Genomic DNA, 13,433 nt, shown 5'->3' with positions numbered 1-13,433 from the left:
GACACCTTGATTAAGTGTTATCGGCTAAAAATACCTTCTATTGCAGCAATATATATTTACAGATTGCTACCTCTGTTCACGCTCGCGGTTTTCGCGCCAGTAGCGTGGCATCTCTTCCAGCCCCTCCAAAGGAGTCACTTTAATGTCGCCACCATCAGGATCCTCTGGCAGGGCAACTTCCAGTTCATGGTGAGCCGTCATAGGTGGGATGGTATAACACTTGTCCAGCTTAAACTTGATACCCTGACTGGTGTAGTAATAACCAGGGCCCACCATGTTGGTAAAGGTGTAAGGAGCGTAATGTCTTACCCGAACCTGGCCTGAGCCCGGAACACTATATCCACCGAAACCTCCACCGCCGCCGGCAAATGTCTGGGCATAGTTAAAGGTGGCCGTCGCCGCTGTGTAATATTCCGGGTCGGCAACACCACCGGGGATTGGGCCTGAAAAGTTGGCCATAATCTGGGATTGAGTCCAGGAAACATCAGCGATTTGAACTATGGTACCGCCATGGCACCAGGGAACAGCTTGAGCCAATGGAGCCATCGAAGTCGCTAACAGCAGTGAGCTGATTTTGAGTAGGTTGGATTTATTAATCATTGTACTTTCTCCATGAAACGATAATGTGCTTAACAACTGCAAGCTCAATATGGAATGTCATGGAGTAAAGTTCGATCTATTCAGCGGGCAAAAAGGGCAATTTACCCCGAATTTACCCTTTGATTTCGTACACTATTTTAAGTGCTTTATTACACTGGGCAGCTGAAAAGGCATTCAACTTTGGGTGCTCTGCAGCCCAGCCTGCGAGGAATCTGTCGAAATCCGCCCATGCAACAGGGAAGAGTCGACGGTACTCCTGATTCAGGTCGCGAATATCTGCTGCTGAAAATCTATTCACTAAGGAAGCCGATAACCGGGACAGATAATAATCCAGCAACTCAGGAGCCGACTGAAACAACTGGTCTGAATCCATTACGCTCCCAAGAAAGTAAGCCAAATCCTGAACACCTATGCCCACGCCAGTATATTGAAAGTCAACTGCGGCAACCCGTGACTCTTGAGTATTGCGATAACAAAAATTCGCCAGTTTGGCATCCCCGTGAACCAGGGTTTGAAAACGGGCAGAGTTTAAACTCCTGTCTATATCCGCCGCGGCCTGTTTCAATTCAGAATCCTGCATAGACGCAAATTCATCAGGGCGGGTACTTAGGTGCCAATAGGTACCTCTCCGCCATACCCCTTCAGGCCAGAGTTGATTGGATGCTGGCGCCAACAATAGCTGGCTTTTATCTGGTACGGCGGATACCTGGGAGTCGACCATAAAAGCTGCGTGAAATATGGCTAACCATTCTATCGTGCTTTCAATCTTGCCCCTGTCATTGGTCTCAGAAATCGGGGAATATCCCAGATTTTCAAGGTCATCCATGATGATAAAACGACCGGAATCGAATTCAATCAGTGCCACACAGGATGGGAGAGGGGGAAGTGACAACTGAGTATTTGCCAGGAAAGCATACCAATTGGTTTCAACCTGATAGGAGAGTAATTTTCGCTGATGCCCTATATCCGTATCCCAACCCCTGGGATGAACAGCTTTATCAGTCAGTTGGATGTACTTTACACAAAACCTTTGGTCTTTGACCCGTACTCTGAACAGTTCGCCATAGCCACTCCATAAAGATTGGATGGTTTCGATATATTCTGGCTTCACATCAGGCCAATATTGGCTAAGGAGTTCTGTATAAATATGTCCGGGCATAATTATTTCGGTTTAAGGTAATGTCTTAATGACCTGGGATCGGTATGACCTGTGCGGCCCATAATATAAAGTGTGTCTTTATCGTTCTCATGCAACTGAGTGACGCAGCCGCTTCTCAAACTATGTGCGCCAAACCAGGATTCGCCTAAGCCAGCAATTTTACAATATTTTTTTACAGTACGATAAACGTCATCACCATTTAAAAAGCCTGAGTTTCGACCGCTGCTACCTGGCATTTTGCGCTCATAGGGGCGGGTAAATTTACCGCATCGGCTGATGGACCTGAACAGATGCCCCGAACTGAGTTGGCTGATCTCCAACCAGCGACGAACATAGTCTGCCGCTGCGAACTGCTCAGAGTAGGGCAGGTCTTTCCATTCCTTGCCCCCCTGTTGGTTACTTTTTGAAAAGGCGAGCCGAACTCTCAACTTGTCGTGAAGAAAGGTAAGATGTTGGGTTTGTAATGAAGCTAATTCAGAGCGTCGAAATCCACCCTGAAAACCTAAAGTAATTAGAGCCTTATCTCGCACTTTCAATAGTCCACTTTGCTGCGAATCTACGGCAGCCAGTAATCGGGCCAACTCTGTATACATTATAGGCTGCTGATCATAATGAGCTTGCTGTCGATACTGGTTACGACTGATGCCGCGCATAATTCGAAGCAGCATAGGATGATCCGTTGGCGTACGAAACCCTGCCTGTAAATGGTAAAAGCGGATGGCTGCGAGCCGGGTGATCAGTGTCGCCTTTGACAATTGAACACCGGACTCCAGGTAAAGATCTTTCTGATGACCAATAAAGGAGATCACAGCTCTGGGGTCTGCCGGCAACGCACTCATACCATGGTGTTGGCAATAATCCTGGAAAATCGAAAAGCTGGTCGCGTAGTTACGTCGGGTATTTGCGGAGACTTCAAATTCTGTTTCAGCGGCAGCATTATGGAAGTCGTCCAAAATACTGCTGGGCAGGTTGGACTCCTGATGATATTGCTCAGGAACCTGACTGTTGATCAGGCCTCGACCGGGTGAGCCAGAATAGGGATAAGACACTAAGTACCTCTGGTATCTCCTTTATAGTGGCGCAAATTGTACTTAAATCAGACAATTACTACCAGTGATAATCGTCATTATCACTGGTAGCGATGTTAATTGCTTGCTGCTTGAACAAAGCCTGACACGGGGAGAGGGTAATGCTTTTTAGTTGTATATTTACTGAGCGCTGCAGATTTAAATCAGCTGGGTAATCGACTTGCTTAACATAATGAGTAAATAGATGGTGAACCACTTATTCTGTATAAATGCTGCGCATCATCATACAGACGACAAATGGGTATTGGATTATCCCCGGGTAATACAGCTCATTAAATAGAGTAATCAACAAGAGTAAGATTGGAGCCTTTGCTTTATTTATCCAGCGGCTCAATATTTGGCTGATTAAAACTCATTTTGCTTAATATGTTAATGCGGAATTCTTAACTTCATCCGGGGATCTAATTGAAAAATATCGATACTTTATCTTGCCCGATTAATATTAAAAAATGCTGGTTGGCCATTTTATCTGTATAGATAACCTTCACTGCTTGCGGAGTGGAACACATGCATTGATTATCATGGTATAACCATACAATAGCTTTTCACCCTGACTAACTTACTGTTGTAAATGATATTTCTAAGCCCTATAATTTCTTAAGTATAAATGGTGTAACCATTTTATCAGGAGAAGAAAAAGTGGAATGGAGATATCACGGCGAAGCGCCCCGGGCTGGCCGCAAACTGTTACTGATCCAGGCTGATGAAATCAGTTTGACCGTACCTATGATTTATCGGTTTTTAACCAGCGAAAACATTCAACGTAAACCGGATTGGTATCTTGTCTCGGTTGCCTCAGCGGGCCGATTAACAGAGCACCCAATTTATAATCAGTTGATTGATAGTCTGAGAGCTTTGGTTAATAGTCACAGACAAAAGTCGGACTTTACCGCTGAGCAATTGAAAGCAACCAATAGTCTGTTGAACCAGTTCTTCAGTGATCTCGGATGGCGCGAAGCCCGTAAAGAAATATCGCAAATTAAAAAGCGTCAAAAGAAAGCGCACATTGAAGTCAGTAAAGACATTATTAATAGACTAAAACTCTATATGGAGCAGGAGAGCTTCGATAGTTTCGACCAGGCTCTGGATAATCTTTTATCCGAACATGCCGCATCGCAACTGCTGGATTCCATCGAAGAAGAGTAAAGGAATCAGCGAACCCAAATATTCGGCCATATACTTAGGGAAGAGGGAAAGGGCTGTCGCCTGTATTTGCCGCTTCCCTTCATTCTCACTTTTACCCAGGTAATTTACATGTCCCGAAACGTTACGATTGATGTCTTGTATAGATTGGAACCAGGTTGTCTTGGACCAACAGGTACTGAACATGTCGAACCATTTTGTGCACTGGCCAACAAGGCTATCTCTCATTTTATGACTGATATGGTTACCTGCCGCATGGAACCCAGGTACGACAAGTCTTTACCAGAAATCAGTTACAGCATGGGAAACAAAAACTTATCACAGGATCAGGCCGCAAATTGTTTACAGGTTTTTGACCTTCAACTCGACGATTTTGAAGATCAACTCCATGACAAAGTGTCACATCTTACCGTTCAATATTTGTCGAGGTTGTAGCTATGGTCAGTAAAACTCAAAAGCATGTTTTGATAACCGGCACTAACAGAGGTATTGGGTTAGGCCTGGTCAAAGCCTATTTAAATGACGGCTGGCGGGTATCCGCCTGTTGCCGCAGTCCGGAAGACGCTATCGAATTGACTTCACTGATGGAGTTGGATGATGACTTGGCAGTATACGGGTTGGATGTCACAAATTATGATGAAATTCAGAGTCTTGCTTCAGCTTTGCAAGGCGTGCCTCTCGACCTGCTGATCAATAATGCCGGCTATTATGGGCCGAAAGGTGTCTCATTCGGTAACACCAACGTCAGTGAATGGGAAAAGGTTTTTGCGGTCAATACTATTGCGCCACAGAAGATGGCAGAAGCATTTCACCCCAACCTTTGTCTGGCAGATTGCGCTTGTATCGCCAATATGAGTTCCAAAGTCGGCAGTATGGAAGATAACCATTCCGGTGGAGGTTACCTCTATAGATCATCAAAAGCCGCTTTAAATTCAGTAACAAAAAGTCAGTCTCTGGACCTGGCGGAGGATGACATTATTGTGGTTGCCTTGCATCCGGGTTGGGTACTTACCGATATGGGAGGCCCCAATGCACTGATCGATATCGAGGCGTCTGTCATCGGGTTGAAACGAATATTGGATACTATCTCGCCACTTAATACAGGTTCATTTATTGATTTTTCCGGTCAGGAAATTCCTTGGTAATCTTTTATAGTGTTTACAACACAGAATCATTCAAACGACTGATTAACTAACCCTTGCGGTATAGTTGTCAGTCTAACTTGTGCCACACCAAAATGGTTACAATCTGTTACATTTGGCGGTTTTGGGCGTATTTATATACTTTCCTACGGTAGTAATATTAATGGCTTAGTACAAAATTTAGTTAAGAAATTTTAGCGATTTCTGTCAACTATCCTTTCCAAACCCGGGATTTAATCCATACCGGATCCCTCGGTTAATGCAGACAAATGTCACAATCCACGTACTTTAGATATCGCCGATTTTGGCAAGTATTTGGAGATAGACATGTACAACAAGAAGATAATAGCGGCCTCTGTGGCCACTCTGTTTCTGCCTTGTGTTCAGGCGGCCCAGGTGTCAATTGAACAGGAAGTACAGGCCAAACTTATCCCGGACAACTACATTGTTGTCTTTAAGACCCCAACTGTTCTAAGCCTCAATACCCCAATGGCAGTTCAGGATTTTGCTACCCAGCAGGGTGCCATGCTTGAAAACCAGTACTCAGTTCAGGTGAAGAGACACTTCGGTGATGTCCTCAATGGCGTGCTGGTAAAGGCCAATAAAGCACAGCTCAAGGCATTGAAAAAGAACCCAAATGTAAAATATGTCGAGCAAGACCAAATGGTCACTATTGCCCCTCTGGCCGCCGGTGATCAAAGCGGTGCAACCTGGGGATTGGACAGGGTAGATCAACGAGATCTGCCGCTGGATAATAACTATCACTACGACTATGACGGTACCGGCGTAACAGCTTATGTTGTCGATACCGGTGTAAGAAACAGCCACGCCGATTTCGGCGGCCGCGCGACCAGTGGTTATGACTTTGTCGACAATGACAGTGATGCATCTGACTGTAATGGTCACGGTACACACGTTGCCGGCACCATAGGTGGCAGCACCTGGGGTGTAGCTAAAAACGTCGATATTGTCGGCGTGAGAGTATTGGACTGTCAGGGTTCCGGCTCTTACTCAGGCGTTATTGACGGTATTAACTGGGTGAAGAACAACGCTTCCGGCCCATCAGTTGCCAATATGAGTCTGGGTGGCGGTGCTTCTCAGGCCGTAGATGACGCAGTTAATGCGGCAGTTGCAGCTGGTGTAACCTTCGTTGTGGCTGCAGGCAACGACAACTCCAACGCCTGTAATTATTCACCGGCCCGAGCCGCCGACGCCATTACTGTTGGTTCAACCGCCAACAATGATGCACGCTCGAGCTTCTCAAACTATGGCTCTTGTCTGGACATTTATGCGCCGGGTTCCAGCATCACATCTACCTGGCATACTTCCAACTCAGCCACAAACACCATCAGTGGCACCTCGATGGCAGCACCACATGTTGCCGGTGCTGCAGCCTTGCTGTTGGATCAGACTCCTGGCCTGACGCCTGCTCAGGTTGTGTCGACTCTGACCTCTCGCGCCTCTGACGGTAAGGTCAGTGATGCCAAAACAGGTTCTCCGAATAAGCTGCTTTACACCCTTGAGGGAGATGGTGGTGGCTGTACCACAGATTGTCCTCCGGGCAATGGCAATGAGCTGACCAATGGTCAGGGTGTTGCTGTGTCAGGTGGCTCAGGCTCTGAAACCGGCTACTTCATCAGTGTACCGGCTGATGCAACCAATCTGTCAGTCACTCTGGCAGGCGGCAGTGGTGATGGCGATCTGTATGTACGATATGGCGCAGAGCCAACAACTTCTACCTGGGACTGCCGTCCATACAGAAGCGGTAATAACGAAACCTGTGACTTCAGTAACCCAGCTGCAGGTGATTGGTACGTGATGGTTCGCGGTTACACCAGTTACAGTGGTGCGACGCTGACAGGTACCTATACAGTTGGTGGAGGCGGTGGTGGCTGTACTGCTGATAACTGTCTTGAAAACGGTGTTCCTGAAACCAATCTCAGTGGCGCACGTGGTTCTCAAACCTTCTACACCATCGATGTACCAGCAGGAATGACCCTGACAGTACAAAGCAGTGGCGGTAGTGGTGATGCTGATATGTATGTTAAAGCGAGCAGTGAGCCGACCACCAGTGACTGGGATTGTCGTCCATACCGTTATGGCAACAACGAGACTTGTAACCTGACCAATGGCTCAGCAACCACGTACCACATCATGTTGCGTGGCTATAGCTCATACTCAGGTTTGACCCTTGAGGCCAGCTACTAAAAGTTATTTATAGTCATTAATAGCTGGTAATAGCTGCTTAAATGTGAAAGTGACAAGACCCGCTTCGGCGGGTCTTTTATGTGTTGCCAATAATGCATGTCAGAATAGGTTTCCACAGGAATCCTGAAGCTGCTGCCACCAGGCAACATGCTGTTTAATTTGTGCTTCCATGCGTCCGTGCAAGGTATTGTCGTCGCCTTCACCAAAGTAAAAATTCACCCCTTCGGCCATAGCGGTTCCCTTGAACAGAGCGATAAGATCAGGCCCCAACCTAAGTTGGATCTGTCTTAACTTCGACAAATAGGCCTGGGCCCCGGGCAGATAATACTTACGAAACACTGTCGCCAGGATCTCCCGGGAACGGTTATTGCCGCGCTTAACACACTCACGGAAGTCTGGGTTGGCCGCCAGCAGCAAATTGACCTGCTCCAGGGCTGCCAGGCTATCCCGGCTTCCCGCCATATAACGCTGCAGCAAACTGTGTCGATAAAACTGCTCAAGGTTGGACTCTACAAGCTCAGTATCAATCCGCTCAAAATTCCCTTTGGCCAATGCCTGTTTCATTAGCAGAAGGCTCTTAACGGCCATTTCCAACTCAGTAATCCCGGCAAGGGCGTTGTCCAGTTGCATACTGGTTGACCCTGCAAACAGACTTTGCCTCAAGCTGGCGTCATTGACCAGCATGCGATCAAAGGCGCTGACAGCAGTTTGTTGCTTGTCTGCCAGTGCCAGATTGAGGGACTGGGTAAGTTCAGGAGATTCGTCCGACAGGGCAGAGATGCATTCCGGGGTGAGCTGAATAAAGCGAACGTGGTAGATAAATTGCTGGCTGGCCGTAGAGACCTTTCCAAGGGTACTGTTTCGCTCACTGACCAGAGCCCCCAAGCGGCATCTGTCCAGCTTAAACAGGTCAAGCACTCCTACGCTGACAGTGCTCTCTGTCTCGGGAAGCCTGGGTGGTTGGAACAGCGGGACGGCATAATTCGGGGCAGGGGCACTGTCGTCCATCACCGTCTCAAGCCGACTCATGTAGTTGTCCCACACCCCTTTGGCATCCTGCGCTGGTGTGCAGGCTGTCACTAGCCCCAAAGCGACGATAATAAGCGCTGGTTTCATCAACTCCTCCTTCTGTAGGGTTTGTTGACCTTTGAAGATGGTTTTTGCAGCTTTTTGTCGTTGTTTTATACAAAGCAACGCGATTGTAGTGTAGTTGTTCTACATAAATGAGCGTTAATGCAGTAGAAAGCGACGACAAACGCTGCCCGAAGGGCTCGGCTATACGCGCTTTACTCTTTGTTGCAAGGTATTTGCTTAGGCCCACTAGGCGGCACACCTTGCGTCGCGACTAAAGCGCGTCTTTCTCGAGCAAAATTCAACCATTAAAGGCCAACAGACCCTTGTGTATACGTATTACTGAAGGCAGAGGGACACTGTTGGCGAGAAATTGTGCGCTAAATAGGTTATACTGACTGGCCAACTAAAGGATGGAAAGTATGAAAACAGATATTGAAAAACTACAGGAAAAACATCCCGGGCTGGTTCATAGTGTCGATCGTACTGTGGAATCTCATACACAAAGAGAGCAGGGTGAGCGCTTTATCAATACCCTGATGATCAAGGGTTATGACGTACCGTTCAAGTACCACAGAACCAAGAAGTACAAGTCCCTTGAGGGCCAGGTAGTTAACCTGACCTACTATCCAGCCTCAGAGACCGTTGCCGGTTTCGACATGGAAATAATGAAAGTCGTCAGATTAAGACGCAGCTGACAAAAAAGGACGCCAATGCAGCGTCCTTTTTTGATCATGAATTCTGTCTTCAATCAATGTGTTTCAATAAATCACTGGCTAACTGATGAGCCATCTTGCAGTCTCTGGATTGTAGTTGAGCCACACCGTCCAGCAGCCAAGCCCGCAATTTATCGTCCTGTTTTACCGCTAACTTATCCAGTAACACTTCAGCCTTGGCTTTCAACGCCTGTACCTGGGCATCAGGTGCCTGGGATTGTTGAATGCCAATACGGGCATCAAGGTTACTCAATGCATAGCAGTAAACCATGACCGCCTGAGCAAGATTCATCGAAGGGTATTCATTCTTAAGTGGCACATAGGTGTAAAGGTCGCAGGTGTTAAGCTCTTCGTTACTTAAACCGCTGGCTTCACGGCCAAATACCAGCCCCACTTTACCGCCTTCATGCTGCTGCAGTCTGCCATTAAGCTCATCCGGGGTCAGAAATACCTTGGCACTGCCGCGCTCTCTTGCGGTGGACCCGATTAAAAGGTCAAACTCTTCGCGAAGTGATGCAAGCGAGGGAACCTCGCGAATGTTATCCAGAATGTCAGCTGCGCCATGGGCAACCCACCTGGCTTCATCTTCCTGATGCGCGCTTGAGTTAACCAGGATCAACTCATTGAACCCCATGGTTTTCAACGCTCTGGCTGCGGCACCTACGTTGGCTGCCCGGGCGGGTTCAACCAGGATAAAAGACAAAGACATGCTGGACTTCCATTCAGGATAAAAGGCGCATTATAGCCTGCTAATTTGCGCTGGGTCAGCGCCCCCTGGCGTGATTGTCTCAAGGTTGGCTTTAACAGGATAAATAGTGACCAAAACAGCAAGATTTACTCAGGGTTAATCTTTGTCAATAAAGGGCTATCTTACTGAGCGAGTACGAATAATAAGGTTACAATTGTTGCTCTTTCACGCTCTTTTTATCTCACCGGGGTTTATTTTGAGATTCAGCATTTGGCCGACGAGTATCAATCGATTCACTTTCTTGCTGGCATTGTTTTATGTCTGTATTTTTAACATTCCGTTCTTTTCTGTAGTCGAAAGAGGCCTGGCGGCTCAGTCCGCGGTCAATTGGTGGTTTGTCGGCTCCATTCCTCTGTTCTTGCTTTGCGCACTGTCGATTTTGTTTTCCCTGTTCAGCGTCAGGTATCTGGTTAAACCTTTCTTTATCCTGCTGACATTGGTCAGTTCTCTGGTGTTCTTCGGTCAATGGCAGTACGGCATTATCTTTGATGCCGGTATGATGCAGAACATCTTTCAAACCAATCCCGCCGAAGCGCAAACCTATCTGAACATGAGTTCAGTGTTAAGTTTCCTGCTGACCGGTGTGTTGCCATCCATCTGGATTTATAAAGCGCCGCTGCAATACCCAAAAGCCTCAACAATGCTCAAGCAAAAGGGCCTGTTTATTTTGTTCAATGCTGTGATTATTGGGCTGATTGCCGCGTTGTTCCTGCAAAACTATGTGACTTTTGGTCGCAATAATGACAACTTTAAGCGCTCCATAGTGCCCACCTATTTTGTTGGCTCGCTGGTTAAGTACGTCAATATCACTTACCTGCAAAAACCATTGCCTTACCATGAGCTTGGGTTGGACGCCCACGAAACGGTAAAACACCATAAGCCAAAGCTGCTGGTACTGGTAGTGGGTGAAACCGCAAGAGCCAAAAACTTTCAGAACTATGGTTACGACAGGCCTACCAACCAATACACGGCCAAAGATAATATGCTGGTATTTAATGACGTCAGCTCATGCGGTACAGCCACAGCAGTGTCCTTGCCCTGTATGTTTTCCCGCATGAACCGGAAGGAATACGACGCGAGGCATGCTCACGCCGAAGATACCCTGATGGATGTGCTTCACCATGCTGATATCAAGCTCAGTTGGATTGATAACGACAGCGGCTGTAAAGGTGTTTGCGACCGGATCCCCCATGAGTTGATTGCGCTGGATGCAGACCCTGAATTTTGTAATGGAGAATCCTGCCAGGATCAGGTGTTGGTTGACCGCCTCAAGACGACCCTGGCGAAAATGAACGCCCATCCGGAGGATACCTTGATTGTGCTGCACATGATGGGCAGCCACGGACCCACTTATTACCAGCGATACCCAAAAGACAAAGCGCTGTTTATGCCTGATTGCAAGCGCAGCGATATACAGAACTGCTCCCATCAGGAGCTGGTCAACAGCTACGACAATACCCTGGTATACACAGACTATATTTTGAGTGAGGTAATAGGGGTATTGAAGCAGGAGAGCAATCAGTATGAGACAGGTATGCTGTACCTTTCTGACCATGGTGAGTCGCTGGGTGAAGATGGCATGTATCTGCACGGCGCGCCTTATGCCATTGCGCCCGATGAGCAAACCCATATCCCTATGTTTGCCTGGTTCTCCAACAGCTTTCTTAACGACAGCAAGTTGTCACGCAGCTGTATTGTGGCTAAAGCCAAAGCGGGTGGTTTCTCCCACGATAACCTGTTTGATACTGTGCTTGGTTTGATGGATGTAGACACCCAAATCTACCGCGAGAACCAGGACATTATGGCCAGTTGCAAAGAGTAGAAAGACTCTCAAACCAAAAGCCTCCCGCGTTGTCAGCAAAGGAGGCTTTTTTATTTTGGGTTCCAGTTGGGATGAATGTCAGATATCCCGCCACTGATCCTTGATGGCCACAAAGGTATTGATGTTTTCCATAAACAGCGCCAGCAGGAAGGGATCAAAGTGGGTTCCTGCGCCTTTCTTCATCTCATCAATCACTTCATTCATGGGCCATGCCTCCTTGTAACAGCGGGCATGGGTGAGGGCATCGAACACATCGGCAATGGCGACAATACGTGCATATAGACTGATGTCATCGCCTTTAAGCTTGTTGGGGTAGCCGCTGCCGTCGTACTTTTCGTGGTGTTCCAGCGAAATTTGAGCGGCAACTTTTAAGATAGGGCGCTCGGAATCTCCCAGGATCTGATGACCAATTTCAGGGTGCTGCTTCATGATCTCCCACTCTTCTTCATCCAGCTTGCCCTGTTTCAGCAATATGTCATCGGGAATGGCAATCTTGCCGATATCGTGCATAGGTGCGGCCCGTCTCAGGAATTGAGCTTCAGCTTCTGTCATCCCCGCCAGCAGGCCAAGTTCAAAGCAGTATTCAGACATGCGCTTCACATGATTGGCCGCCTCCTTGCTGCGACTTTCCACCACATCACCCAGGCGCATGATTAGCTCTGATTGGGTGCTTTCTACCTCTTTGTTGAGCATCAGGTTTTCAAACGCGATACCCACGTTGACCGCGAGAATATCAATCAGCTTGCGATTAAGTTCACTGATATTGCCTACACCATCCAGATACAACAGATTCACCCAGCCCCTTTGGGTCGGGAAGTACCCCAGCATACAGTCATCACGATAGATACACTTTTCTGAGGCGATAGCCTCTTTCATCATTTCATTGATGTCATCTGGAATAACATCACTGTTGACGCCCGAGTACCTGCCGGTGCCTGCCAGTACATCGAAGGAGATCTCGTTGGGAGCCAGCACCACGGCATCGAACGAGCTGCAACGCAAAAACAGGGTTTGGGTATCGATATTGAGCAGGCTGGCCACCTGGCTGAGCAGCCCTTCGGCAAACTTATGCAGAGTTCTGAACTCAAACAGGCCGGATGAAGCGGACAGTACCCGCTCCAGGCCTTCTCTGTGCTGGATTTGCGCCTTGCGGGCCTTCTCTATTTCAATAATATCCCGGTAGGCACGAATGGAGGTGTAAACACAGGTGAGTAATCGACGGGCATCCAGCTCAGACTTGGCTTTGTAGTCATTAATGTCGTAATTGACAATCACATCCTCTTCCGGTGCCTGACCGGGCTGACCGGTTCTCAGCACCAGACGGATCGCCTGATTCTGCAACTCCTCACGGATCCAACGAACCAGCTCCAGACCGGCATGGTCTGTCTCCATCACCACGTCCACAAAGGCCATGGCGATGTCATCATTTTCCAGCAGCAGGGTTTTCGCCTGTTCGGCGCTGTAGGCATTGATGAACTCCAGGCCATGACCGTCAAGCTTAAAGCGGGACAGTGCGAGCTTAGTGACAGTGTGAACGTCACGCTCATCATCAATAATCAGAATTTTCCATGGTGGTAACGAATTGGCTTCCGAGGGCTTAGCCTTCCCCGTAAATAAAGAGCCTTTTCTGTTGCTTCCCATATTCAACATTACCCGTGACCTCGTATCTAAAGCCTATTGATTCAGTGTAGTAGAGCAACGGCCAACCGCTAGTTATCGGCTGATGTGATTTAAAG

The 13,433-nt window shown here is 47.7% G+C and carries 11 protein-coding genes; 5 read left to right on the top strand and 6 right to left on the bottom strand.

Annotated elements, in window-relative coordinates; all coding sequences use genetic code 11:
• Positions 1 to 66: 66 nt before the first annotated feature.
• The 3 genes from ACFOE0_RS15975 to ACFOE0_RS15965 all read right to left on the bottom strand — a co-directional run bounded on the left by ACFOE0_RS15975 (position 67) and on the right by ACFOE0_RS15965 (position 2,808).
• Positions 67 to 600: a hypothetical protein gene (locus tag ACFOE0_RS15975; RefSeq protein ID WP_248936182.1), complete on the bottom strand. Its 534-nt coding sequence runs from the start codon at positions 598 to 600 to the stop codon at positions 67 to 69.
• A 112-nt stretch (positions 601 to 712) separates the two neighbouring features.
• Positions 713 to 1,759 (bottom strand): ecdysteroid 22-kinase family protein, encoded by a 1,047-nt coding sequence (locus tag ACFOE0_RS15970; RefSeq protein ID WP_248936181.1) that lies wholly within the window; start codon positions 1,757 to 1,759, stop codon positions 713 to 715.
• Positions 1,760 to 1,761: 2 nt separating this feature from the next.
• Complete coding sequence (locus ACFOE0_RS15965) at positions 1,762 to 2,808, bottom strand: tyrosine-type recombinase/integrase (protein ID WP_380712334.1); 1,047 nt, start codon at positions 2,806 to 2,808, stop codon at positions 1,762 to 1,764.
• 678 nt (positions 2,809 to 3,486) lie between these two features.
• Between ACFOE0_RS15965 and ACFOE0_RS15960 the strand changes: the two genes are divergently transcribed.
• The 3 genes from ACFOE0_RS15960 (at position 3,487) to ACFOE0_RS15950 (ending at position 7,340) form a co-directional block, all read left to right on the top strand.
• Positions 3,487 to 3,993, top strand: a complete 507-nt coding sequence (locus tag ACFOE0_RS15960; protein WP_248936180.1) for a hypothetical protein — start codon at positions 3,487 to 3,489, stop codon at positions 3,991 to 3,993.
• A 434-nt stretch (positions 3,994 to 4,427) separates the two neighbouring features.
• Positions 4,428 to 5,135 carry an SDR family oxidoreductase gene (locus tag ACFOE0_RS15955; protein ID WP_248936179.1) on the top strand — a complete coding sequence of 236 codons (708 nt, stop codon included), beginning with the start codon at positions 4,428 to 4,430 and terminating at the stop codon, positions 5,133 to 5,135.
• Between the two features lie 324 nt (positions 5,136 to 5,459).
• Entirely contained in the window at positions 5,460 to 7,340 is a 1,881-nt protein-coding gene (locus tag ACFOE0_RS15950; RefSeq protein ID WP_248936178.1) for a S8 family peptidase, read from the top strand.
• Positions 7,341 to 7,439: 99 nt separating this feature from the next.
• Here the strand turns inward: ACFOE0_RS15950 and ACFOE0_RS15945 are convergent, their stop codons facing one another.
• The gene (locus ACFOE0_RS15945; RefSeq protein WP_248936177.1) at positions 7,440 to 8,456 is read right to left on the bottom strand and encodes a DUF3080 family protein; all 1,017 of its coding nucleotides are present in this window, start codon (positions 8,454 to 8,456) and stop codon (positions 7,440 to 7,442) included.
• Positions 8,457 to 8,833: 377 nt separating this feature from the next.
• On the opposite strand from ACFOE0_RS15945, the gene ACFOE0_RS15940 reads away from it, so the two are divergent.
• Positions 8,834 to 9,109 carry a hypothetical protein gene (locus ACFOE0_RS15940; RefSeq protein ID WP_115136790.1) on the top strand — a complete coding sequence of 92 codons (276 nt, stop codon included), beginning with the start codon at positions 8,834 to 8,836 and terminating at the stop codon, positions 9,107 to 9,109.
• 49 nt (positions 9,110 to 9,158) lie between these two features.
• Here the strand turns inward: ACFOE0_RS15940 and ACFOE0_RS15935 are convergent, their stop codons facing one another.
• Positions 9,159 to 9,836, bottom strand: a complete 678-nt coding sequence (locus tag ACFOE0_RS15935) for a tRNA/rRNA methyltransferase (RefSeq protein WP_248936176.1) — start codon at positions 9,834 to 9,836, stop codon at positions 9,159 to 9,161.
• Between the two features lie 235 nt (positions 9,837 to 10,071).
• On the opposite strand from ACFOE0_RS15935, the gene ACFOE0_RS15930 reads away from it, so the two are divergent.
• Positions 10,072 to 11,697, top strand: a complete 1,626-nt coding sequence (locus tag ACFOE0_RS15930; protein ID WP_248936175.1) for a phosphoethanolamine transferase — start codon at positions 10,072 to 10,074, stop codon at positions 11,695 to 11,697.
• A 78-nt stretch (positions 11,698 to 11,775) separates the two neighbouring features.
• On the opposite strand, the gene ACFOE0_RS15925 is transcribed toward ACFOE0_RS15930, so the two are convergent.
• The gene (locus tag ACFOE0_RS15925; protein ID WP_248936174.1) at positions 11,776 to 13,338 is read right to left on the bottom strand and encodes a DUF3369 domain-containing protein; all 1,563 of its coding nucleotides are present in this window, start codon (positions 13,336 to 13,338) and stop codon (positions 11,776 to 11,778) included.
• Between the last annotated feature and the right edge of the window lie 95 nt (positions 13,339 to 13,433).

This window comes from Shewanella submarina (assembly GCF_042646185.1).
Taxonomy (GTDB): Bacteria; Pseudomonadota; Gammaproteobacteria; order Enterobacterales; family Shewanellaceae; genus Shewanella; species Shewanella corallii.
This window is presented reverse-complemented; position numbering and strand designations above follow the sequence as displayed.

Excerpts from the sequence above, each read along its gene's own strand:
- ACFOE0_RS15975 (WP_248936182.1), bottom strand. The coding sequence starts at position 600 with ATGATTAATAAATCCAACCTACTCAAAATCAGCTCACTGCTGTTAGCG.
- ACFOE0_RS15970 (WP_248936181.1), bottom strand. The coding sequence starts at position 1,759 with ATGCCCGGACATATTTATACAGAACTCCTTAGCCAATATTGGCCTGAT.
- ACFOE0_RS15955 (WP_248936179.1), top strand. The coding sequence starts at position 4,428 with ATGGTCAGTAAAACTCAAAAGCATGTTTTGATAACCGGCACTAACAGA.
- ACFOE0_RS15950 (WP_248936178.1), top strand. The coding sequence starts at position 5,460 with ATGTACAACAAGAAGATAATAGCGGCCTCTGTGGCCACTCTGTTTCTG.
- ACFOE0_RS15945 (WP_248936177.1), bottom strand. The coding sequence starts at position 8,456 with ATGAAACCAGCGCTTATTATCGTCGCTTTGGGGCTAGTGACAGCCTGC.
- ACFOE0_RS15940 (WP_115136790.1), top strand. The coding sequence starts at position 8,834 with ATGAAAACAGATATTGAAAAACTACAGGAAAAACATCCCGGGCTGGTT.
- ACFOE0_RS15935 (WP_248936176.1), bottom strand. The coding sequence starts at position 9,836 with ATGTCTTTGTCTTTTATCCTGGTTGAACCCGCCCGGGCAGCCAACGTA.
- ACFOE0_RS15925 (WP_248936174.1), bottom strand. The coding sequence starts at position 13,338 with ATGGGAAGCAACAGAAAAGGCTCTTTATTTACGGGGAAGGCTAAGCCC.